At 72.1% G+C, this 18372-nt stretch carries 21 protein-coding genes; 10 read left to right on the top strand and 11 right to left on the bottom strand.

What is annotated here, in order from left to right; all coding sequences use genetic code 11:
- Positions 1 to 4 precede the first annotated feature (4 nt).
- The 5 genes from AB0I04_RS01135 (at position 5) to AB0I04_RS01115 (ending at position 3979) form a co-directional block, all read left to right on the top strand.
- Positions 5 to 856: a CoA-transferase gene (locus AB0I04_RS01135; protein ID WP_360876970.1), complete on the top strand. Its 852-nt coding sequence runs from the start codon at positions 5 to 7 to the stop codon at positions 854 to 856.
- 142 nt (positions 857 to 998) lie between these two features.
- Positions 999 to 1739, top strand: coding sequence for a CoA-transferase (locus AB0I04_RS01130; RefSeq protein ID WP_360876968.1), 741 nt, complete (start codon positions 999 to 1001; stop codon positions 1737 to 1739).
- A gap of 25 nt (positions 1740 to 1764) precedes the next feature.
- Positions 1765 to 2814: a nitronate monooxygenase gene (locus tag AB0I04_RS01125; protein ID WP_360876965.1), complete on the top strand. Its 1050-nt coding sequence runs from the start codon at positions 1765 to 1767 to the stop codon at positions 2812 to 2814.
- Positions 2815 to 3130: 316 nt separating this feature from the next.
- Positions 3131 to 3661: a DUF5565 family protein gene (locus AB0I04_RS01120; protein ID WP_360876962.1), complete on the top strand. Its 531-nt coding sequence runs from the start codon at positions 3131 to 3133 to the stop codon at positions 3659 to 3661.
- A 96-nt stretch (positions 3662 to 3757) separates the two neighbouring features.
- Positions 3758 to 3979 (top strand): hypothetical protein, encoded by a 222-nt coding sequence (locus AB0I04_RS01115; RefSeq protein WP_360876959.1) that lies wholly within the window; start codon positions 3758 to 3760, stop codon positions 3977 to 3979.
- Between the two features lie 28 nt (positions 3980 to 4007).
- On the opposite strand, the gene AB0I04_RS01110 is transcribed toward AB0I04_RS01115, so the two are convergent.
- Positions 4008 to 4340 carry a hypothetical protein gene (locus AB0I04_RS01110; RefSeq protein WP_360876956.1) on the bottom strand — a complete coding sequence of 111 codons (333 nt, stop codon included), beginning with the start codon at positions 4338 to 4340 and terminating at the stop codon, positions 4008 to 4010.
- The gene (locus tag AB0I04_RS01105) at positions 4337 to 4735 is read right to left on the bottom strand and encodes an ACT domain-containing protein (protein WP_360876953.1); all 399 of its coding nucleotides are present in this window, start codon (positions 4733 to 4735) and stop codon (positions 4337 to 4339) included. The genes AB0I04_RS01110 and AB0I04_RS01105 overlap by 4 nt, the downstream gene beginning before the upstream one ends.
- Before the next feature lie 274 nt (positions 4736 to 5009).
- Here AB0I04_RS01105 and AB0I04_RS01100 point away from each other — a divergent pair, with 274 nt between their 5' ends.
- Positions 5010 to 6266 carry an MFS transporter gene (locus AB0I04_RS01100; protein ID WP_360876950.1) on the top strand — a complete coding sequence of 419 codons (1257 nt, stop codon included), beginning with the start codon at positions 5010 to 5012 and terminating at the stop codon, positions 6264 to 6266.
- Between the two features lie 93 nt (positions 6267 to 6359).
- On the opposite strand, the gene AB0I04_RS01095 is transcribed toward AB0I04_RS01100, so the two are convergent.
- Both AB0I04_RS01095 and AB0I04_RS01090 read right to left on the bottom strand, forming a co-directional pair.
- A complete protein-coding gene (locus tag AB0I04_RS01095) occupies positions 6360 to 7337 on the bottom strand; it encodes an acyl-CoA dehydrogenase family protein (protein ID WP_360876947.1) in 978 nt (325 codons plus the stop codon).
- A 28-nt stretch (positions 7338 to 7365) separates the two neighbouring features.
- On the bottom strand, positions 7366 to 8496 hold the full coding sequence (locus tag AB0I04_RS01090) for an acyl-CoA dehydrogenase family protein (RefSeq protein ID WP_360876944.1): 1131 nt from the start codon (positions 8494 to 8496) through the stop codon (positions 7366 to 7368).
- A 49-nt stretch (positions 8497 to 8545) separates the two neighbouring features.
- Between AB0I04_RS01090 and AB0I04_RS01085 the strand changes: the two genes are divergently transcribed.
- The 4 genes from AB0I04_RS01085 (at position 8546) to AB0I04_RS01070 (ending at position 12451) form a co-directional block, all read left to right on the top strand.
- Positions 8546 to 9358, top strand: coding sequence for an SDR family oxidoreductase (locus AB0I04_RS01085; protein WP_360876941.1), 813 nt, complete (start codon positions 8546 to 8548; stop codon positions 9356 to 9358).
- A 15-nt stretch (positions 9359 to 9373) separates the two neighbouring features.
- A complete protein-coding gene (locus AB0I04_RS01080) occupies positions 9374 to 9991 on the top strand; it encodes a TetR/AcrR family transcriptional regulator (RefSeq protein ID WP_360876938.1) in 618 nt (205 codons plus the stop codon).
- A 10-nt stretch (positions 9992 to 10001) separates the two neighbouring features.
- Positions 10002 to 11153 carry an acetyl-CoA C-acetyltransferase gene (locus AB0I04_RS01075; protein WP_360876935.1) on the top strand — a complete coding sequence of 384 codons (1152 nt, stop codon included), beginning with the start codon at positions 10002 to 10004 and terminating at the stop codon, positions 11151 to 11153.
- 452 nt (positions 11154 to 11605) lie between these two features.
- Positions 11606 to 12451 carry a fused MFS/spermidine synthase gene (locus AB0I04_RS01070; protein WP_360876932.1) on the top strand — a complete coding sequence of 282 codons (846 nt, stop codon included), beginning with the start codon at positions 11606 to 11608 and terminating at the stop codon, positions 12449 to 12451.
- Positions 12452 to 12469: 18 nt separating this feature from the next.
- On the opposite strand, the gene AB0I04_RS01065 is transcribed toward AB0I04_RS01070, so the two are convergent.
- The 7 genes from AB0I04_RS01065 to pcaB all read right to left on the bottom strand — a co-directional run bounded on the left by AB0I04_RS01065 (position 12470) and on the right by pcaB (position 18287).
- On the bottom strand, positions 12470 to 13108 hold the full coding sequence (locus tag AB0I04_RS01065; RefSeq protein ID WP_360876929.1) for a LysE family translocator: 639 nt from the start codon (positions 13106 to 13108) through the stop codon (positions 12470 to 12472).
- Between the two features lie 48 nt (positions 13109 to 13156).
- A complete protein-coding gene (locus AB0I04_RS01060) occupies positions 13157 to 14320 on the bottom strand; it encodes a 4-hydroxybenzoate 3-monooxygenase (protein WP_360876926.1) in 1164 nt (387 codons plus the stop codon).
- Between the two features lie 53 nt (positions 14321 to 14373).
- Positions 14374 to 15156 (bottom strand): IclR family transcriptional regulator, encoded by a 783-nt coding sequence (locus AB0I04_RS01055; RefSeq protein ID WP_360876923.1) that lies wholly within the window; start codon positions 15154 to 15156, stop codon positions 14374 to 14376.
- Between the two features lie 84 nt (positions 15157 to 15240).
- Positions 15241 to 15687, bottom strand: coding sequence for a hypothetical protein (locus AB0I04_RS01050; protein WP_360876920.1), 447 nt, complete (start codon positions 15685 to 15687; stop codon positions 15241 to 15243).
- A gap of 115 nt (positions 15688 to 15802) precedes the next feature.
- On the bottom strand, positions 15803 to 16180 hold the full coding sequence (gene pcaC, locus AB0I04_RS01045) for a 4-carboxymuconolactone decarboxylase (protein ID WP_360876917.1): 378 nt from the start codon (positions 16178 to 16180) through the stop codon (positions 15803 to 15805).
- Between the two features lie 68 nt (positions 16181 to 16248).
- Complete coding sequence (gene pcaD / locus AB0I04_RS01040) at positions 16249 to 16995, bottom strand: 3-oxoadipate enol-lactonase (protein WP_360876915.1); 747 nt, start codon at positions 16993 to 16995, stop codon at positions 16249 to 16251.
- Positions 16989 to 18287: a 3-carboxy-cis,cis-muconate cycloisomerase gene (pcaB, locus tag AB0I04_RS01035; RefSeq protein WP_360876912.1), complete on the bottom strand. Its 1299-nt coding sequence runs from the start codon at positions 18285 to 18287 to the stop codon at positions 16989 to 16991. Before pcaB ends, pcaD begins: the two co-directional genes overlap by 7 nt.
- Positions 18288 to 18372: the final 85 nt, after the last annotated feature.

The following is an 18372-nucleotide window of genomic DNA, read 5'->3' as shown; positions in this document are numbered from 1 at the left end:
GGAGATGACGATCGAGGAGGTCGTCGGCGCCCTCGAACCGGGCATGACCGTCGGCATCGGCGGATGGGGGTCGCGGCGCAAGCCGATGGCGCTGGTCCGCGCGATCTGCCGGTCGGACCTCACCGACCTGACCGTCGTCTCGTACGCCGGCCCCGACGTCGGCCTGCTCTGCGCGTACGGCAAGGTCCGCCGCGTCATCGCCCCGTTCGCGACCCTCGACTCGATCCCCCTCGAACCGCACTTCCGGCAGGCCCGCCAGCGCGGCGCCATCGCGTTCACCGAGTACGACGAGGGCATGTTCATGTTCGGCCTGTACGCCGCCGCGCACCAGCTGCCGTTCCTGCCCACCCGCGCCGGGCTCGGGTCCGACGTCATGCGAGTGAACCCGGAGCTCAAGACGGTCCGCTCCCCGTATGAGGACGGCGAGGAGCTGGTCGCGGTGCCCGCGCCGGCCATGGACGTCGCCCTGGTCCACCTGAATCGCGCCGACCGCCGCGGCAACGGGCAGTACCTCGGCCCCGACCCGTACTTCGACGACCTGTACGCCAAGGCGGCGACCCGGACGTACGTCTCCTGCGAACGCCTCGTCGAGACCGCCGACCTGCTCAAGGAGGGCCCGGTGCAGAGCCTGCTGGTCAGCCGGTCCCACGTGACCGGCGTCGTCGAGACCCCGAACGGCGCGCACTTCACCACATGCGAACCCGACCACGGACGCGACGAGGCGTTCCAGAAGGCGTACGTCCAGGCGGCCGGCGACCCGGCCGCCTGGACGGCGTTCCGCGAACGGTTCCTGGCCGGCGACGAGGCCGCCTACCAGGCCGCCGTCCGTGCCTGGCGCGAGGAGGAGGGCCGGTGACGGAGCCGACGAGAGCGGACGTGACGGCCGTACGCGGAGAAGGTGTCCGTGGAGGCGTGCGCGGGGAGCCGCTTACGGGCGGCGGCGAAGGTGTGCGCGGAAGGCTCGCGATGGTGGCGACGAGGACGGAGGTGCGCGCCCGATGAGCGCGACCAGGGCGGAGGTGTGCGTGACGGCGTGCGCGGAGGCGTTCCGCGGCGACGGTGAGATCCTCGCGGCGGGCATCGGGGGCGCCATCACGGTCCTGGGCGCCCGGCTGGCACGGCTGACGTTCGAGTCCGGCCTGCTCACCCATGACGGCGTGTGCCTGCTGACCGGCGACGTCCCCGCGCTCGGCGAGACGCCGCAGGAGATCGAGGGCTGGCTGCCGTTCCGCGAGCACCTGTGGCTGGTGCTGAACGGGCGCCGCCACGTCATGCTGGGCGCGAGCCAGATCGACCGGTTCGGCAACACCAACATCTCCTGCATCGGCGACTGGGAGCGCCCGAAGGCGCAGTTGCTCGGGGTGCGCGGCGCGCCGGGCAACACCCGCTGCGACACGACCAGCTACTGGATCCCCCGGCACTCCCCCCGGGTGTTCGTCGAGACTGTCGACATGGTCAGCGGCATCGGGTACGACCGGGGCGCCCACGAGATCCGCGTCGTCGTCACCGACCTGGCCGTCCTCGACTTCGCGACGCCGGACCGCCGGATGCGGCTGAGGTCGGTCCACCCCGGCGTGAGCGTCGACCAGGTGACCGCGGCCACCGGGTTCGAGCTCGCCGTCCCGCCGTACGTCGGCACGACCCGGGCACCGGACGCCGAGCAGCTGCGGATCATCCGCGAGGTCCTGGACCCGAACGGCCTGCGCGACCGGGAGGTCCCGGAAGGCACCCGGCGGTGACGGCCTGCGGAAGGGGCGTGGGAGCGTGCGGACGGCGCTGACCGAGCTGACCGGTGTCCGGCACCCGGTCGTACAGACCGGCATGGGCTGGGTGGCGGGCCCCCGCCTGGTGTCGGCGGTCGCGAACGCGGGCGGCCTGGGCATCCTCGCCTCGGCCACGATGACGCTGGACGGGCTCGCCACCGCGATCCGCGAAGTGAAGGAGCGCACCGACGCCCCCTTCGGGGTGAACCTCCGGGCCGACGCCACCGACGCCCTCGAGCGGATCGACCTGATCGTCAGGGAGGGCGTACGGGTCGCGTCCTTCGCGCTCGCTCCTAAACCGGAACTGATCGCCCGGCTGAAGGACGCCGGCGTCGTGGTCATCCCGTCCGTGGGGGCGCGCCGGCACGCCGAGAAGGTCGCCGCGTGGGGCGCCGACGCCGTCCTCGTCCAGGGCGGCGAGGGCGGCGGGCACACCGGCCCGGTCGCCACCACCCTGCTGCTCCCCCAGGTCGTCGATGCCGTCGACATTCCGGTCATCGCGGCGGGCGGGTTCTTCGACGGCCGGGGCCTGGCCGCCGCGCTCGCGTACGGCGCGGCCGGTGTGGCGATGGGCACCCGTTTCCTGCTGACCTCCGACAGCTCGGTCCCGGACGCCGTGAAGCGGGTCTACCTCGGCATGGCCGAGACCGTCGTCACCCGGCAGGTCGACGGCCTGCCGCACCGCGTCCTGCGCACCGACCTGGTCAACGCCCTGGAACACTCCGGCCGCGTCACCGGCCTGGTCCGCGCCCTGCGCAACGCCGCCCGGTTCAAGCGGGTGTCCGGGATGCCGTGGCGGGCGATGGTCCGCGACGGCCTGGCGATGCGGCACGGCAAGGACCTGTCCTGGTCCCAGGTGCTGATGGCCGCCAACACCCCGATGCTGCTGAAGGCCGCCATGGTCGACGGCCGCCCCGACCTCGGCGTCATGGCCTCCGGCCAGGCCGTCGCCGTCATCGACGACCTCCCGTCCTGCCGGGAGCTCATCGACGGCATCGTCGCCCAGGCCACCGGGGCCATGGCCCGCCTCGGCGGCCTCGCGACCGGCTGAGCCCGTCGATAACCGTTCGACCGGCCCGCTTCCGTTCGTGCAATATCTGCTCTGGACCCGAGCGGAAGGAAGCAGGGCCTTGACGTCCTCTCCCGCCTGAAGGCGAGAGATTCCGGCCGCTCACGAAGGAGAGGCCAGTGGTTCGCGGTTCACAGCCCCGCCCAACGGCTGGAAGGCTCCCCGCGCTGTCACGGCCCGCCCGGCCGCGAATCCGCTTGGCTATCGCAGACTCACGCACCGTAGAAGAAAGGAGGGAGCGGCGCTTCCTCTCCGGCCTCAAGGCCGGAGTTTCCGCGCCGCGAACGCGATGAAGAAGATGCCGACAGTCTTCCTTCGTGACTGGGACGGGGATCGGCGGTACGTGACCCGCACTCCGCACCCGGACTGTGGCTGGGTGTTCGCCGGGGAGGGCCGGCCGACGCGCAAGTACGACGGCACCTGTGTCCAGTACGACGGCGAGCGCTGGTGGGCGCGCCGCGAGATCAAGGCGGCCCGGAAAGAGCCGCCCGGGTACCTCGCGATCATGCGGGACGAGCGGACGGGCACGGCCGTCGGCTGGGAGCCCGCCGAGCAGTCCGGCTACCACCGGTACCTCGACGAGGCCGTCGGCACCGGCCACTGGGAGCCCGGCACGTACGAGCTGATCGGCCCGCGGATCAACGGCAACCCGGAGGACGTCGACCGGCACACGCTGGTGCGCCACGGCGCCGAGGAACTGCCCGACGTGCCCCGCGACTACGCGGGCCTGGCCGCGTGGCTGCGCGCCTGCCCCTGGGAGGGCATCGTGTGGCACCACCCGGACGGCCGCATGGCCAAGCTCAAGCGCCGCGACTTCCCTCCGGCCTAAAGCCCCGACCGCCGAGGATCGCGGAGGCCGAGCCGCACCCACGATCCTCGGCGGCACCGCGGGGAACCGAATCGCGATCATGGTCATCTATGGTGGATGAGATCGCTCGAGGCGATCGCGAAGGCACGGAGGTACGGCAAGGTCATCGCTGTCATCGTGGGGCTGGTCGTCGCAACGGCCGTCGGCCTCCTGGTGCTCCGCGCCCGGATCGGGAAGACCGCGTCACTTGCCACGGACCCGCGTACGCATTCCCGCGACAGCGCGGACCCGGCCCGCGCAGTCGACCAGCTGCGCAGCCAGGGGAACGGAGCGCTGTAGCAGCGCCGCGGCGTCCGGCGACTCGGCCTCAGCACTCGAGCCAGCGGCCGTCCTCGTACTCGGGCGGGACCTCGTCCTCCCACGGGTCGATGCCCTTGCGTTCGAGCTCGTCGAACCAGCGGTCCCGCTGCGACTCCGGAAGCCGGGTCCCGCACCACGGGCAGTAGCCGATGCCGATGTACGAGCTGCCGCCATCGTGGATGATCAGCCCGTACTCACGGAACTTCACGACGTACACGAGGACGGCGTCCGCGCAGTCGTACGGGTCGGCGTGCCGATGACAGTGCCAGTCCAGCTGTCGCCGCATGGTGTCGCAGCAGTGCTGGGCGGTCTCCGCCGATCCGGGTTCGGGCGCGCTCATCCGGCCAGGCTTCGGAGCACTCCGACCGCGTCCCGCGCGCGGTCGGGCGGGACGAAGAGGTGGTCGTGGTAGAACGCCGCGACGGTGTTGCAGCTGATGCCGGCCTCCGCCAGGGCCGTGGTGATGGCCGCCATCATCCCGACGGCCTCCAGCGACGAATGGATGCGCAGGGTGATCCAGGCGCTGGGGAAGACGCCGTCCAGTCCGGCCTCTTCGGCCTCGGCCCGCGTCAGGACAAGGGTGCGACCTTCGTCCTCCTCGAAGACGAACACGGGCCGGGTCCCCGGCGGCGTTTCACGGTCCGGCAGTGTCACGAACACGTACTCCCCGTCGTGCAGTAGCGGATCCAGCCCGGCCAGCAGCCGCCTCAGATCGGTCTCCCCGGTCACCGGCATGGCCGTCAACCTACCCGGCCTGACCTGCTTTGGTCGCCTGTACGCCGCCCGCGCACCGCGGCGACATACCGCGATGGTCTTAGGAATCGGGAGCGGAACAGGGCGACTCTCTTCTAAAACTAATCCTCATTAGTGATAGATTGCGGCCCTCGGACGAAAGGAGGTGCGCGATGACCCGCAGGATCACCGAGTGGCCGTGATTAACGGATGAGTAGCAGCGGCCGGCCCTCGGCTTCGCTGGGGTCGGCCGCCTTTGATGCGCTGCGGAGATTGAATGAGTTGCCCGACTGACGAGGACCGGCCGGCGACATATCGAGGTTTGTTCGCCCTGGTGGAGTACCGCGCGGTCTTCACGGCGAGCGTGCTTTCCTGGTGCGGGGACTATCTGTGCAAGGCTGCTGTGGCTTTGCTCGTGTTCGATCGCACCGGGTCGGCGCTGGCTTCGGCGGCGACCTTCGCCCTGGGATTTCTGCCGTGGCTCACCGTGGGTCCGTTGCTCGCGGCGATGGCCGAACGGTATCCCTCACGCTCGGTGATGATCTCCTGCGATCTGGCCAGGATGGTACTGATCGGGCTGATTGCGATCCCGGGTGTGCCGATTCCCATCATGCTCGTGCTGCTGTTCGCCGGCGGGCTGCTCGGCCCGCCGTTCGAGGCCGCCCGGTCCGCGCAGCTTCCGCAGATCCTGACGGGTGACCACTACTCGCTCGGCATCGCTTTCAACAGCACCATCTTCAACCTCGCCCAGGTGGTCGGGTATGCCGCCGGAGGGATCGTCGCCGGATACCGCCCGCACGTCGCGCTGCTGCTGAACGCCGTCACCTTCGCCGCTTCGGCGTTCCTGCTGCGCCGTCACGTCAAGCTTCGCCCTGCGACGCTCACGGCCGCCCGCCGCACCAGCCTGTGGCGGGAGACCCGGCAGGGATACACCCTCGTATTCGGTCACCCGTTGATGCGCACGATCGCCTTCGTCATTTTCGGCGTCGCCTCCTTCGTGGTCGTTCCGGAGGGCCTCGCCGCCGCCTGGGCGGCCGAACTCGATGGCGGTGGCTCCGCCCAGGGCCTCATCATGGCCGCCAACCCGGTCGGCGTCGCCATCGGAGGCCTGGTACTGACACGGCTGCTACGGCCAGGGATCCGGACCCGGCTGATCCGCCCACTCGCGGTCCTCGCTCCCCTCACCCTCGTCCCCGCCCTGTTCGACCCCCCGCTCGCCGGAGTACTGCCCCTGGCCACCGCCTCCGGTATGGCCATGTCGCTGCTGCTGCCCGCCGCGCAGGGGTTGTTCCAGCAGGTACTCCCGCATGAATACCGGGCCCGGGCGTTCGGCGTGATGAGCGGCGGGCTTCAGCTCGCCCAGGGCGGCGCCATCCTGGTCACCGGTGCGCTCAGCGAGCGCTTCTCAGCCTCGACGGTCATCGGGGCGTGGTGCGCCGCCGGAGTCCTCCTGATGCTCCTCGCCACGTTCCATCCGCTGACCGCTCCCGAGACACCGACCGCCGCCATGGTTCCAGCCGAGGAGGCACGATGAACCGTCCCCCGGTCCGCTCCGGTGATGCCGTGGCGGACTGGCCGGGCGGGGCCGTCGACGGCTGAACCCGGCATGCCGCGCATCGTCGCCTGCTCAGTGTGAGCACGCGTCCAGCACGCGGCCGCGGTGTTCGGCGGGAGTTCCCCAGGCGGAGCGGAGCGCCCGGACCTTGCGGATCCACAGGGACGGGTCGTACTCGTCGGTGTAGCCGATCGCGCCGTGCACCTGCAGTGCGATGCGGGCCGTGGCGTACGCGGCGTCGGAGGCCGCGACCTTGGCCGCCGACACGTCACGGGGGAAGTCCGGCGAGCCGAAGGACAGGGCGGCGCCGTACGCGAGCGGGCGGGCGAACTCCAGCCCGGTCAGGGCGTCGGCCAGGTGGTGCTTGACCGCCTGGAACTCCCCGATCGAACGGCCGAACTGCCGCCGCGTCCGCGCGTACTCCACGGTCGTGTCGAGCAGCGCCCGGCCCAGGCCGAGCAACTGCGCGGAGCACGCCAGCACGCCCAGGTCGTACGCTGCCGCGGCGGCCCGGGCCACGGCCGGCCCGGCCGCCAGGCGCTCGCATGCGGCCACCGGGAACAGCCGCCGCGCGGGATCGAGGGACCACAGGACCGCTCCGTCGGGGGCGGCGGACCACAGTTCCTCGTCGCCGGCCAGCAGGATCAGGTCGGCGGCGTCCGCGTCGAGGGCCCGGCGGGGGCCCGGCGCGAGCGAGACGACCGCTTCTCCGGCGGCGATCCTCGGCAGCCATTCGGCGCTCAGCGCCTCGTCACCGGCCGTGTCGATGAGCGCTGCCGCGGCGAGCGTCTCGACGATCGGGCCGGGGACCGCGTGGCGGCCGAGTTCGTGCATCGCGACGACGAGTTCGACCGGGAGCGGTCCGGCGCCGTCGTGGCGTTCAGGCACTGCCAGGGCGAACACGCCGGCCTCGGCGAGCGCGGACCAGAGCGTACGGTCGGGGTCGCCGGCCGCCCACCGGCGGATCAGGGCCGGGGTGCCGACCTCGGTGAGGAGCTTGTGCAGGGTCTCGCCGAACAGTCGCTGCTCGGCGTCGAGGACGAACTTCATCCCGATCCTCTCTTCCCAGCAGGCCGTCTCATCGGCCGCCACGCCCCTCCCGGGGCAGGCCGAGGACGCGTTCGGCGATGACGTTGCGCTGGATCTCGTTGGTGCCGGCGTAGATCGGGCCGGCGAGGGAGAAGACGTAGCCCTCTAGCCAGTCGCCCTCCAGCTCACCGTCCGCGCCGAGGATGTCCAGCGCGGTCTCGTGGAGCGCGACGTCGAGTTCGGACCAGAAGACCTTGTTGACGCTCGCCTCGGCGCCGATGTCGTCGGCGCGGGAGATCGTCTCGAACCCCTTCAGCCGGTAGGCGCGGGCCTTGATCCAGACGTCCGCGACGCGGTCGCGCAGCAACGGGTCGGCGCCGTTCTCCCGCCAGAGGGCGACGAGGCGGTCCGCGGCGGCGAGGAACCGGCCGGGGCTGCGCAGGGTCAGGCCGCGTTCGTTGCCGGCCGTGCTCATCGCCACCGGCCAGCCCTGACCGGGCTCGCCGATGACGTCCCGGTCGGGTACGAACACGTCGTCGAGGAAGAGTTCGGCGAAGGCCGGTTTGCCGTCCAGCCGCCCGATCGGGCGCACGGTCACGCCGTCGGCGTCGAGGGGGAACATCAGGTACGTCAGGCCGCGGTGGCGTTCGGCCGCCGGGTCGGAGCGGAACAGGCCGAACGCCCGGTCGGCGAAGGCCGCCCGCGAGCTCCACGTCTTCTGCCCGTTCAGCCGCCAGCCGCCGTCGACGCGGGTGGCGGTCGCCCGCAGCGCGGCCAGGTCGCTGCCGGCGCCCGGCTCCGACCACGCCTGGGCCCAAATCACCTCCCCGGCGGCCATGGGCGGCAGGACGCGTTCGAGCTGCTCGGGCGTGCCGTGCGCGAAGAGGGTGGGGGCGAGCAGGTTGATGCCGTTCTGGCTCACCCGGCCGGGGGCGCCGGCCGCGTAGTACTCCTCTTCGAAGACCAGCCATTCGAGCGGTGACGCGTCCCGCCCGCCGTACGCCTCGGGCCAGGACACCACCGACAGCCGGTCCGCGGCCAGCGCCCGCTCCCATGCGCGGTGGGCGGCGAAGCCCGCCTCGGTCTCCAGGGACGGCAGCGGCGCCGCCGGAACGTTGCGGCGCAGCCAGTCGCGCACCTCGGCCCGGAAGGGCTCCACCGCCGACAGATCAAGGTCCATGGCACCCGCCTCGCATTCTTTCTAACAACTGTTTGGTAGAGTAGCGCAGGTGAGCGAGAGCGGCATTCCCTCCACGCGGGCCTCCACCCGGGCGACGCCCGTCCCCGGTCACGGGCTCCTGCGCGACCGCGTCGTCGTCGTGACGGCCGCCGCCGGAGCGGGCATCGGCGGGGCGACCGCCCGGCGCTGCCTGGAGGAGGGGGCGCGGGTGATGATCAGCGACGCCCACGAGCGACGGCTCGGCCAGTCGCTGGCGGAGCTGACCGAGGAGTTCGGCGACGCGGCGGTGGCCGCCCTGCCGTGTGACGTCACCTCCGAGGACCAGGTACGGGGGCTGTTCGCCGCCACCGCCGAGCACTTCGGCCGGATCGACGTCGCGGTCAACAACGCGGGCCTCGGCGGCACGGCCGATCTCGTGGACATGACCGACGAGCAGTGGTCGCGGGTGCTCGACGTCACGCTGAACGGCACCATGCGCTGCACGCGGGCCGCCCTGCGGATCATGCGCGCCCAGGGGCACGGCGTGATCGTCAACAACGCGTCGGTGATCGGCTGGCGCGCGCAGCGCGGGCAGTCGCACTACGCGGCGGCCAAGGCCGGGGTGATGGCACTGACCCGCTGCACCGCGCTGGAGGCCGCGGAGTACGGCGTGCGGGTCAACGCGGTGGCGCCCAGCCTCGCCATGCACCCGCACCTGGTCAAGGTGACGAGCGAGGAGCTGCTGACGGAGCTGACGCTCCGGGAGGCGTACGGCCGGTACGCGGAGCCGTGGGAGGTGGCCAACGTTATCGTCTTCCTGGCCTCCGGCTACTCGTCGTACCTGACGGGCGAGGTCGTCTCCGTCTCCAGTCAGCACCCGTAAGGAATCCAGGAATCCATGAGTCCACGACGGCGCGACGCCGAGGGCACCGCCGCCGCCCGAGCCGAGCGGCGGGCCGAGCTGCTCGCCACCGCGGCGGAGGTCTTCGCCACCCGCGGCTACGCCGCCACCACCGTCCGGGAGGTCGCGGACGCGGCCGGCATCCTCGGCGGCAGCCTCTACTACCACTTCGATTCCAAGGAGTCGATGGCCGACGAGATCCTGTCGACCTTCCTGAACGAGATGTGGGCGGCGTACGAGCGGGTGCTCGACGCGGGGCTCGGGGCGCGCGAGACCCTGACGGCCCTCATCGCCGAGTCGTTCGGCTGCATCGACCGGCATCGTCCGGCCGTCGTGATGTACCAGAACGAGTCGCGGCACCTGGCGACGAGCCCCCGCTTCGCGTACCTCATCGAGTCGCGGCGGCGGTTCGAGGAGATGTGGATGTCCCTGCTGGAGCGCGGCGCCCGCGAGGGCGCGTTCCGCTCCGACCTCGACACCGCCCTGGTCTACCGCTTCATCCGCGACACCGTGTGGGTGGCGGCGACCTGGTACCAGCGCGGCGGGCGGCTCACCGCCGACCAGATCGCCGAGCAGTACCTCGCCATGGTCCTCGGGGGGATCCAGCACGAGTAGGAGGCATTTGATGGCGGAGGCCTACATCGTCGAGGCGGTCCGTACGCCCGTCGGGCGGCGGAACGGCGGGCTGGCCGAGGTCCACCCGGCCGACCTCGGCGCGCACGTCCTGACGGCGCTGGTCGAACGGTCCGGCGTCGACCCGGCGGCGGTCGAGGACGTGATCTTCGGCTGCGTGGACACGGTCGGCCCGCAGGCCGGCGACGTCGCCCGTACGTGCTGGCTGGCGGCCGGGCTCCCGGAGGAGGTGCCGGGCGTCACCGTCGACCGGCAGTGCGGATCGTCGCAGCAGGCCGTGCACTTCGCCGCCCAGGCCGTGCTCAGCGGCACCGCCGACCTCGTCGTCGCGGGCGGCGTGCAGAACATGTCGAAGATCCCGATCGCCTACGCCATGATCGCCGGGGTGCAACTCGGCTTCGCCGGCCCGTTCGCCGGCTCGCGGGGCTGGGAGGCGCGCTACGGCGACCAGGAGGTCTCGCAGTTCCGGGGCGCCGAGATGATCGCCGAGCGGTGGGACATCACCAGGGAACAGATGGAGGCGTTCGCCCTGGAGTCCCACCGGCGCGCGATCCGCGCCATCGACGAGGGCCGGTTCGACCGCGAGATCGCCCCGTACGGCGACGTCACGACCGACGAGGGACCCCGCCGCGACACGTCACTGGAGAAGATGGCGGGCCTGAAGACCCTCGTCGACGGCGGCCGGCTCACCGCCGCCCTGTCGTCGCAGATCTCCGACGGGTCCGCCGCCATGCTCATCGCCTCCGAGCGCGCCGTACGCGACCACGGCCTCATCCCGCGCGCCCGCGTCCACCACCTGTCCGTACGCGGCGAGGACCCGATCCGGATGCTGTCCGCGCCGATCCCCGCCACGGCGTACGCGCTGAAGAAGGCCGGGATGACCATCGGCGACATCGACGTCGTCGAGATCAACGAGGCGTTCGCGCCGGTCGTGCTGGCCTGGCTGAAGGAGACCGGCGCCGACCCGGCCATCACCAACCCCAATGGCGGCGCGATCGCGCTCGGCCACCCGCTCGGCGCCACCGGCGCCCGGCTGATGACGACGCTGCTGCACGAACTCGAACGCACCGGCGGCCGGTACGGCCTGCAGACCATGTGCGAGGGCGGCGGCCAGGCCAACGTCACCATCGTCGAACGCCTGTAGAAATTCGGTGGGGTCCGGGAGCTTGTCCATCTCCCGGACCCCGGCTTGCGTTCATGCCCGGGAGGAATCGCCTCTTTGGACCCCGGACAGCGCAGTGGTCCGGTAGTCTCCTCACATCCGTTCGTGAGCCTGTAAGGCACGAACCGGCTTGCCGGGGATACGGCTCAGATGGTGCTGACCGGACGGATGTCGCCGGGATTCCCCGGCGTGGGGCCCTGTCAACGGTCCCGCGCTGCACACATGTGGCGGATGTGACTCCGGACACAGCAGCCGGCCGCGCCGGAGAGCATGAATCGGTGTGGCCGACCGAGCCGACAAGCTCGGTCGTTCACGGCCGAGAAGTTGACCTTGCGCTCCTTGCTCTCCCCCGCGCGAAGCGGGGGAGACTGCGTCTGGCAGCACGCACCGTATCGCGATCTTCGGTGGACGCGCAGGTCGATTAATGTGGGCCGATGGCACACCGGCAGCGCGCCCACCGGGTGGAGGAGAAGGTCGACTCCGGCACCGCGGAGCTGGTCCGCGACCCGGACCGCCCGCGCGCCTGGACGCTGCTGCTCGACGGCGCGCCGCAGTCCCACGTGGACCTCGACGACCCCGCCTACCTCGACTTCGAGTACGTGCGGCGGCTCGGTCACGTCGTCGACCTGGCGGCTCCGCCGGGGCGGCCGCTGCGGGTGCTGCACCTGGGCGGCGGGGCCCTGACCCTGCCGCGCTACGTCGCCGCGACCCGGCCGCGCTCGACCCAGCAGGTGGTCGAGGTCGACGCGGCGCTCATCGACCTCGTCCGCCGCGAACTGCCGCTCGAGCGCGGCTCGCGGATCCGCATCCGGCACGGCGACGCCCGGGACGTCCTGGCGCGAGTGCCGGAGGGCTCCTTCGACCTGGTGATCGGCGACGCGTACGCGGGCAGCCGGTCGCCCGCGCACCTGACGTCCGTGGAGTTCGCGGCGGCGGTGGCGCGAGTGCTGCGCCCGGGCGGGTGGTACGCCGCGAACGTGGCCGACGGCGCGCCGCTGTCCTTCGCCCGGGGCCAGGTGGCGACGCTGCGGTCGGTGCTGCCGGAGATCTGTCTCATCGCCGACCCGGCCGTGCTGCGCGGCCGCCGGTTCGGCAACCTCGTCGTGGTCGCCGGCTCCACGCCGCCATCCGTCGCGGAGCTGACGAGGAAGGCGGCCGGAGATCCCTTCCCCGCCCGGGTACTGGACGGCGATGAGCTCACCAGGTTCACGGCCGGGGCGGCACCGGTCACCGACGCGACCGCCCGCCCATCGCCGCCCCCGCCCAAGGGCGTCTTCTGACCGCTCCCTCGCGGGCGTTCAGTCCTTGCGGCCGGTGACCGCGACGCCGATCCCCAGGCCGATCATGGCGAGACCACCGGCGCCGCCGACCAGCCGCAGCCGCCGAGGCGAGCGGCCGAACCAATTCCGGGCCGAGCCGGCGACGATGCTCCAGACCGAGTCGGCGGCCAGCGCGACGAGCATGAAAATCAGGCCGAGCGCAAACATCTGGGCGGGCACGTGGCCGCGCGCCGGGTCGACGAACTGCGGCAGCACTGCGGCGAAGAACACCACATTCTTAGGATTCGTCACCCCGACCAGGAACCCGTCCAGGCACGCGCGCCATCCTCCGCGCGTGTCGCCGGAGGCGCCCGCGAGCTCACCGTGTCCGCCCCGGCGCAGGAACGCCCGCACGCCGAGGAAGACCAGGTAGGCGGCACCGGCCAGCTTCACGGCGTTGAAGATCAACACGGACCGTTCCACGATCGAGCCGATACCGAGCGCCACCGCTCCGGCCAGAACCAGCCCGCCGAGCTCATTGCCGACGACGGAGACGAGCGCGGTGCGCCGCCCGTACGCCAGCGCACGGCCGACGATGAACAGCACGCTCGGGCCCGGGATAACGATGATGAGGAACGAGGCGAGGCCGAAGGACAGCGCCTGGGAGAGCGAGATCATGAGCCGCACGCTAAGCGGCGGGCGCGGCACCGCGCAACCGTCCCCTGGTCACAGGGTGGGGGCGGCCCCGACGTAGTTCTCGGCGAGCGTGGTCGCGGCCGCCTTCGACGCCGCCACGTACTCCAGGTGCGACAGCTGCAGACGGTGGCCGAAGGCGTCTTGGCGGGGGTCCTTGTGCAGCAAGGTCGTCATCCAGTACGAGAAGTGCTCCGCCCGCCAGATCCGCCGGAGACAGGTGGCGGAGTAGTCGTCGAGGAGCTCGGTCGTGCCGGAGTCGTACCAGGCGCCCAGCGCCTCGGCGAGGGCGGTGACGTCGGAGATCGCGAGGTTCAGGCCCTTCGCGCCGGTGGGCGGGACGATGTGCGCGGCGTCCCCGGCGAGGAACAGACGGTCGTGGCGCATCGGCTCGGTCACGAAGCTGCGCATCGGGGTGATCGCCTTTTCGAGGACCGGCCCGTCCCGCAGTTCCCAGCCGTCGCCGGTGGCGAACCGCGCCCGCAGCTCGGCCCAGATCCGTTCGTCGGGCCACGCGGCGGCGTCGTCCGACGGATCCACCTGGAGGTACAGCCTGCTGAGCTTCGGCGAGCGCAGGCTGTGCAGGGCGAACCCGCGCTCGCTGTACGCGTAGATGAGCTCGTCGGTAGAGGGCGGGACGTCGGCGAGGATGCCGAGCCACGCGAAGGGATACTCCCGCTCGTAGACCGTGGCGTCGGGCACGGCCGCGCGGCAGACGCCGTGGAAGCCGTCGCAACCGGCGATGACGTCGCACTCCAGCGTCTGGACCCGGCCCTCCTGCCGGTAGGTCACGGACGGCGCGCCCGGGTCGACCGACAGGACCTCGGCCTCGAAGCGGATGTCGCCGCCGGCCGCCAGCCGCGCAGCGATCAGATCCTTGACGATCTCGGTCTGCGCGTAGATCGTGACCGTCCGACCGCCCGTCAGGTCGGACAGCGGGATCCGGTGACCGGCTCCGCCGAAGCGCAGCTCGAGACCGTGATGGGTGAGGCCCTCCCGGTCGAGCCGCTCCCCCACGCCGCTGCCGCGCAGGACGTCCACGGTGCCCTGCTCCAGCATCCCCGCCCGCTGCCGCTTCTCCACGTACGCGCGGTCGCGGCTCTCCAGAACCACCGAGTCGATGCCGCGCAGGCGCAGCAGGTGGGAGAGCAGCAGCCCGGCCGGTCCGGCCCCGGCGATCGCCACTTGGGTACGCATGGATGACTCTCTTTCGACGTCCTCAACACGATCCTCCTGCCGATGACGCGGCGTCAGGCCCAGTCCTTCCACTCAGCGGAACCGCCGTGGGCGTCGACGTCTCGGGACAGGGCGTTCGCCGCGGCGAGGACCGCGGGCACGACCCGCCGCAGATCCACGCCGCTCCGCCGGGTGACGAGCGACAGTGCCGCGAACACGTCCCCGTCGGCGTCCCGGACGGGCGCGGCCACCGAACACGTGCCGAGGGACATCTCCTCCCGGGTCACGGCGTACCCGGACCGCCGGACGTCGGCGAGGCAGGCTCGCAGCCGGTCGGCGTCGGTGACCGTGTGCCGGGTGTACGCCCGAAGCCCCCGCGCGATGACCTTCTCCGCGAGGTCGTCGCCGGCGAACGCGAGCAGAACCTTGCCCACCCCCGTCGCGTGCAGCGGCAGCTCGGCCGCGACCCGCGTCACGATCGGCACCGACCGCGGCCCGCGCAGGCGTTCGAGGTACAGCGCCTGGTCGCCGCTGAGCACCGCGAGCTGGACGTTCTCGTGGGTGGCGGCGTACAGCTCCTCCATGTGGGGGAGGGCGAGCTCGCGCAGGGTCGTCGCCGCCGAGGCCTGTGCGCCGATGCGCCACAGGCGCGTGCCGATGCGGTACGAGCCGTCGGGCAGTCGCTCGAGAAAGCCGCCGCCGGTGAGCTCGCGGACGAGCCGGTGCCCTGTGGCGAGCGGCAGGCCCGCGCGGCCGCAGATCTCGGTGAGGGTCAGCCGCACGCCGCCGGGCGCGAAGGACTCGAGGATCGCCATCACCTTGCCCGCCACGGTAGGCGGGCGCTCGACACCCGGCATCGCTCCCGCTTCCTCGGCCCGCATCCTTCACGATAGGCAACGCCCCGCGACCCGGCATCGGGTCGCGGGGCGCCGAGAGCCCGATCAGTTGGGGCGGATGTTCAGCGCCTCGATGATCAGGTCGAGCTTCCGGCCCTGCTCGTCGAGCTTCGCGTCGTGCTCGTCGAACCGCCCGTCCATCTTCGCGAGCCGCTCGTCGATCTGCCCGAAGCGCTGATCGATCTGCCCGAACCGGTCGTCGATCTGCCCGAACCGGTCGTCGATCTGCCCGAACCGGTCGTCGATCTGGCCGAACCGGCCCTCGAATCCGCCGACCTTCTCGGTCAGCACCGCGAGTGCGCTGTCGAGATGGTTCAGCCGCTCGCCGTGCTCCTGCTGCGAGGTCCAGATGCGGCTGACCGTGTTGCTGAGCGACGTCAGCTGACGGCCATGCGTGTTCTGAGTCATCTGGACGGTCGTCAGCTGGTCGTAGATCGCGTAGACGTCGTTGCGGACCTGGTTGATCCGTCGTTCGGTGTCGGCCACGTCCATGACCCTACCTCCCGTACTTCGCGTTCCCTGGGGGGATCGGGGAACTCGATCACGCCCCGCCATTGCGGAGCGTGGGCGACAGATTACGCTCTGCGCGAACACGAAGTGAAATCGATCACTCACGTTCCGCGATCAGGCCGTCCTCTACGAGGACCCGCTGAGCCACGGCGAAGGCCGCGTTGGCCGCGGGGACTCCACAATATACCGCGGTCTGCAGCAGTACTTCCTTGATCTCGTCCGTGGTGAGACCGTTGCGCACGGCGGCGCGCACGTGCATGGCGAGCTCGTCCAGGTGGCCGCGGGCCACCAGGGCGGTCAGCGTGACGCAGCTGCGCGTGCGCCGGTCGAGGCCCGGCCGGGTCCAGATCTCCCCCCACGCGTACCGCGTGATGAAGTCCTGGAAGTCGGCGGTGAACTCCGTCGTGCGCGCCTGGGCGCGATCGACGTGCGCGTCGCCGAGGACCTCCCGGCGAACCCTCATCCCATCGCTCATGTCGTCCTCATCTTCCGTGGCGTGGAGGTTCCTGGTCGTTCGCGGGATCGGGGGACGCCGCGCGGCTCTCACGCCTTCGCCGTGTCCAGATGGCGGACCAACGCCTCGGTGACCGGCCGCGGGCACTCGAGGTTGGCCAGGTGGGCGCCGGGCACCACGACGAGTTCGGCGCCGGGGATGCCGTCGGCGAGGACCTCGGCGTGATCGAGCGGGGTCGCCACGTCCTCGGCGCCCGCGACGACGAGGGCGGGTGCGCGTACGTCGCCGAGCAGGTCCCGGACGTCGAAGCGGGCGAGCGCGTCGCAGCACGCGGCGTACCCCTCGGGGTCGACCCGTTTCAGCATGTCCCGTACGGCGTCGACGCCGGGCCCGGCGTAGCCCGTGGTGAACCAGCGGCCCAGGAACAGCTCGGTGAGCGGCTCGAGGCCCTCGGCGCGGACGCGCTCGGCCCGGTCACGCCAGGGACCGGGGTCGCCGAACCGGGCCGAGGTGCAGCACAGGGCGAGGCTCGTCAGCCGGTCGGGGTGGCGCAGCGCGAGGACGGTGCCGACGGCCCCGCCCAGCGAGACCCCGGCGTAGGCGACGCGTCCGATGCCGAGCCCGTCGAGCAGGTCGACGACCGCGTCCGCGAAGTCCGCGACCGTGCCGTGGATCCCCGGCGATCCGCCGTGGCCCGGCAGGTCGAAACGGAGGGTGCGCCAGGACGCGGTGAGGGCGGGGAGCTGCGGCTCCCACAGGTCGAGCGTCGTGCCGAGGGAGGGCCCCAGAACGAGGACCGGCGCGTCATCCGGGCCGTCGAAGCGATGGCTCAACATTCCGGTTCCTTTCCGGCGTACGCCGCGAGGGCGCGGTCCACCAGCCGGGGCGCGGGGCCGACGGCCTTCGTCAGGTCGATGCCGAAGGCCGCTCCGGGATCGTCCACGCGCTCCGCGCGGTCGTCGTCCGGGAGCAGGTCGGCCAGTGGGCGCCCCTCGCGGACCGCCTCCGCGACCGCGTCTTTCGCGGCCGCGCGGCCGTCGCGTTCGGCGAGCCGGGCGGCGACGTACTCGGCGAGGAGTTCCTCCCGCAGGTTGGCGCGCATCCGTTCGGGGAAGACCTCCAGCCCGGCGGTGAGTTCGGCCGTGGTCTCGGCCGCGCCGCCGACCAGCCGCAGGCAGTCGTTCAGCGGCTGCCATTCCGCGTGCCACTCCCCCATCGGCCGGTCGAGACCGGCGGTCTGCGCGGCGAACAGGATCTGCGCGTACGCCGGAACGCGCAGCGCGGCCGACCGGATCATCGTGGCGAGCACCGGGTTGCGCTTGTGCGGCATCGCCGAGGAGCCGCCGCGGCCGGGCGCGGCGGGCTCGGCCACCTCTCCGATCTCCGTCTGGGCGAGCAGCACGACGTCGGTGGCGATCTTGCCGAGGGCACCGGCGACGAGGGCGAGCGACGCTCCGAGTTCGGCGACGGGCCCGCGCAGCGTGTGCCAGGGCAGCACAGGTTCGGCCAGCCCGGTCTCCTCGGCGAACAGCGGCAGCAGCTCGGTGGTGCCGAGCGCCGCGAGGGTCCCGGCGGCCCCACCGAGCTGGGTGGGCAGCCGTACGGCCGCGAGCCGGTCCCGTGCCTCGGCCACCGCTGCCAGCCACCCCGCGGCCCGCAGCCCGAAGGTGGTGGGCACGGCCTGCTGCCCGAGGGTGCGCCCGGCCATCGGAGTGTCCCGGTGCCGCCGGGCCAGGTCGGCGGCGGCACCGGCCGTACGGTCGAGGTCCGCCAGGAGCGTCTCGCGGACGCGCGACGCCACGAGCATGGCGGCCGTGTCCATGATGTCCTGACTGGTCGCACCGGCGTGGACTTGATCGCCCGCCACCTTCCGCAGCGCCGCCACCAGCGGCACCACCGGATTCCCCGCGCCGCGCGCCCGTACCGCGAGCTCGGCGGGGTCGACCCGGGCGCCGGCGAGGGCCCGTGCGACGTCATCCGGGATCAACCCGAGGCGCGCCTGCGCGCGGGCCAGCGCCGCCTCCGCGTCGATCAGGGCGCGCACCCAAGCCTCATCGGACGTCGCGGCCTCCGCCGCCGTGCCTGCGGCGACCGGCGACAGCAACTCGGCGGACGAGGACCCGCTCAACGAGGACGCCTCCTGGTTCTGCTCACAGGTACGAATCGGATCGGTCGAGGAAGGCCCCTGGGAAGCCTCCCCTTCCCCCGCTCAC

It is taken from the genome of Actinoallomurus sp. NPDC050550 (assembly GCF_040655075.1).
In the GTDB taxonomy this organism is placed as follows: Bacteria; Actinomycetota; Actinomycetes; order Streptosporangiales; family Streptosporangiaceae; genus Actinoallomurus.
The sequence above is the reverse complement of the archived record's forward strand: the minus strand, read 5'-3'. Positions and strand labels throughout refer to the sequence as shown.

What these genes read in the sequence shown, in the direction of transcription:
- AB0I04_RS01135 (WP_360876970.1), top strand. Translation starts at nt 5, where the DNA reads ATGACGATCGAGGAGGTCGTCGGCGCCCTCGAACCGGGCATGACCGTC.
- AB0I04_RS01130 (WP_360876968.1), top strand. Translation starts at nt 999, where the DNA reads ATGAGCGCGACCAGGGCGGAGGTGTGCGTGACGGCGTGCGCGGAGGCG.
- AB0I04_RS01120 (WP_360876962.1), top strand. Translation starts at nt 3,131, where the DNA reads ATGCCGACAGTCTTCCTTCGTGACTGGGACGGGGATCGGCGGTACGTG.
- AB0I04_RS01115 (WP_360876959.1), top strand. Translation starts at nt 3,758, where the DNA reads ATGAGATCGCTCGAGGCGATCGCGAAGGCACGGAGGTACGGCAAGGTC.
- AB0I04_RS01110 (WP_360876956.1), bottom strand. Translation starts at nt 4,340, where the DNA reads ATGAGCGCGCCCGAACCCGGATCGGCGGAGACCGCCCAGCACTGCTGC.
- AB0I04_RS01105 (WP_360876953.1), bottom strand. Translation starts at nt 4,735, where the DNA reads ATGCCGGTGACCGGGGAGACCGATCTGAGGCGGCTGCTGGCCGGGCTG.
- AB0I04_RS01100 (WP_360876950.1), top strand. Translation starts at nt 5,010, where the DNA reads ATGAGTTGCCCGACTGACGAGGACCGGCCGGCGACATATCGAGGTTTG.
- AB0I04_RS01095 (WP_360876947.1), bottom strand. Translation starts at nt 7,337, where the DNA reads ATGAAGTTCGTCCTCGACGCCGAGCAGCGACTGTTCGGCGAGACCCTG.
- AB0I04_RS01090 (WP_360876944.1), bottom strand. Translation starts at nt 8,496, where the DNA reads ATGGACCTTGATCTGTCGGCGGTGGAGCCCTTCCGGGCCGAGGTGCGC.
- AB0I04_RS01080 (WP_360876938.1), top strand. Translation starts at nt 9,374, where the DNA reads ATGAGTCCACGACGGCGCGACGCCGAGGGCACCGCCGCCGCCCGAGCC.
- AB0I04_RS01075 (WP_360876935.1), top strand. Translation starts at nt 10,002, where the DNA reads ATGGCGGAGGCCTACATCGTCGAGGCGGTCCGTACGCCCGTCGGGCGG.
- AB0I04_RS01070 (WP_360876932.1), top strand. Translation starts at nt 11,606, where the DNA reads ATGGCACACCGGCAGCGCGCCCACCGGGTGGAGGAGAAGGTCGACTCC.
- AB0I04_RS01065 (WP_360876929.1), bottom strand. Translation starts at nt 13,108, where the DNA reads ATGATCTCGCTCTCCCAGGCGCTGTCCTTCGGCCTCGCCTCGTTCCTC.
- AB0I04_RS01060 (WP_360876926.1), bottom strand. Translation starts at nt 14,320, where the DNA reads ATGCGTACCCAAGTGGCGATCGCCGGGGCCGGACCGGCCGGGCTGCTG.
- AB0I04_RS01055 (WP_360876923.1), bottom strand. Translation starts at nt 15,156, where the DNA reads ATGCCGGGTGTCGAGCGCCCGCCTACCGTGGCGGGCAAGGTGATGGCG.
- AB0I04_RS01050 (WP_360876920.1), bottom strand. Translation starts at nt 15,687, where the DNA reads ATGGACGTGGCCGACACCGAACGACGGATCAACCAGGTCCGCAACGAC.
- pcaC (WP_360876917.1), bottom strand. Translation starts at nt 16,180, where the DNA reads ATGAGCGATGGGATGAGGGTTCGCCGGGAGGTCCTCGGCGACGCGCAC.
- pcaD (WP_360876915.1), bottom strand. Translation starts at nt 16,995, where the DNA reads ATGTTGAGCCATCGCTTCGACGGCCCGGATGACGCGCCGGTCCTCGTT.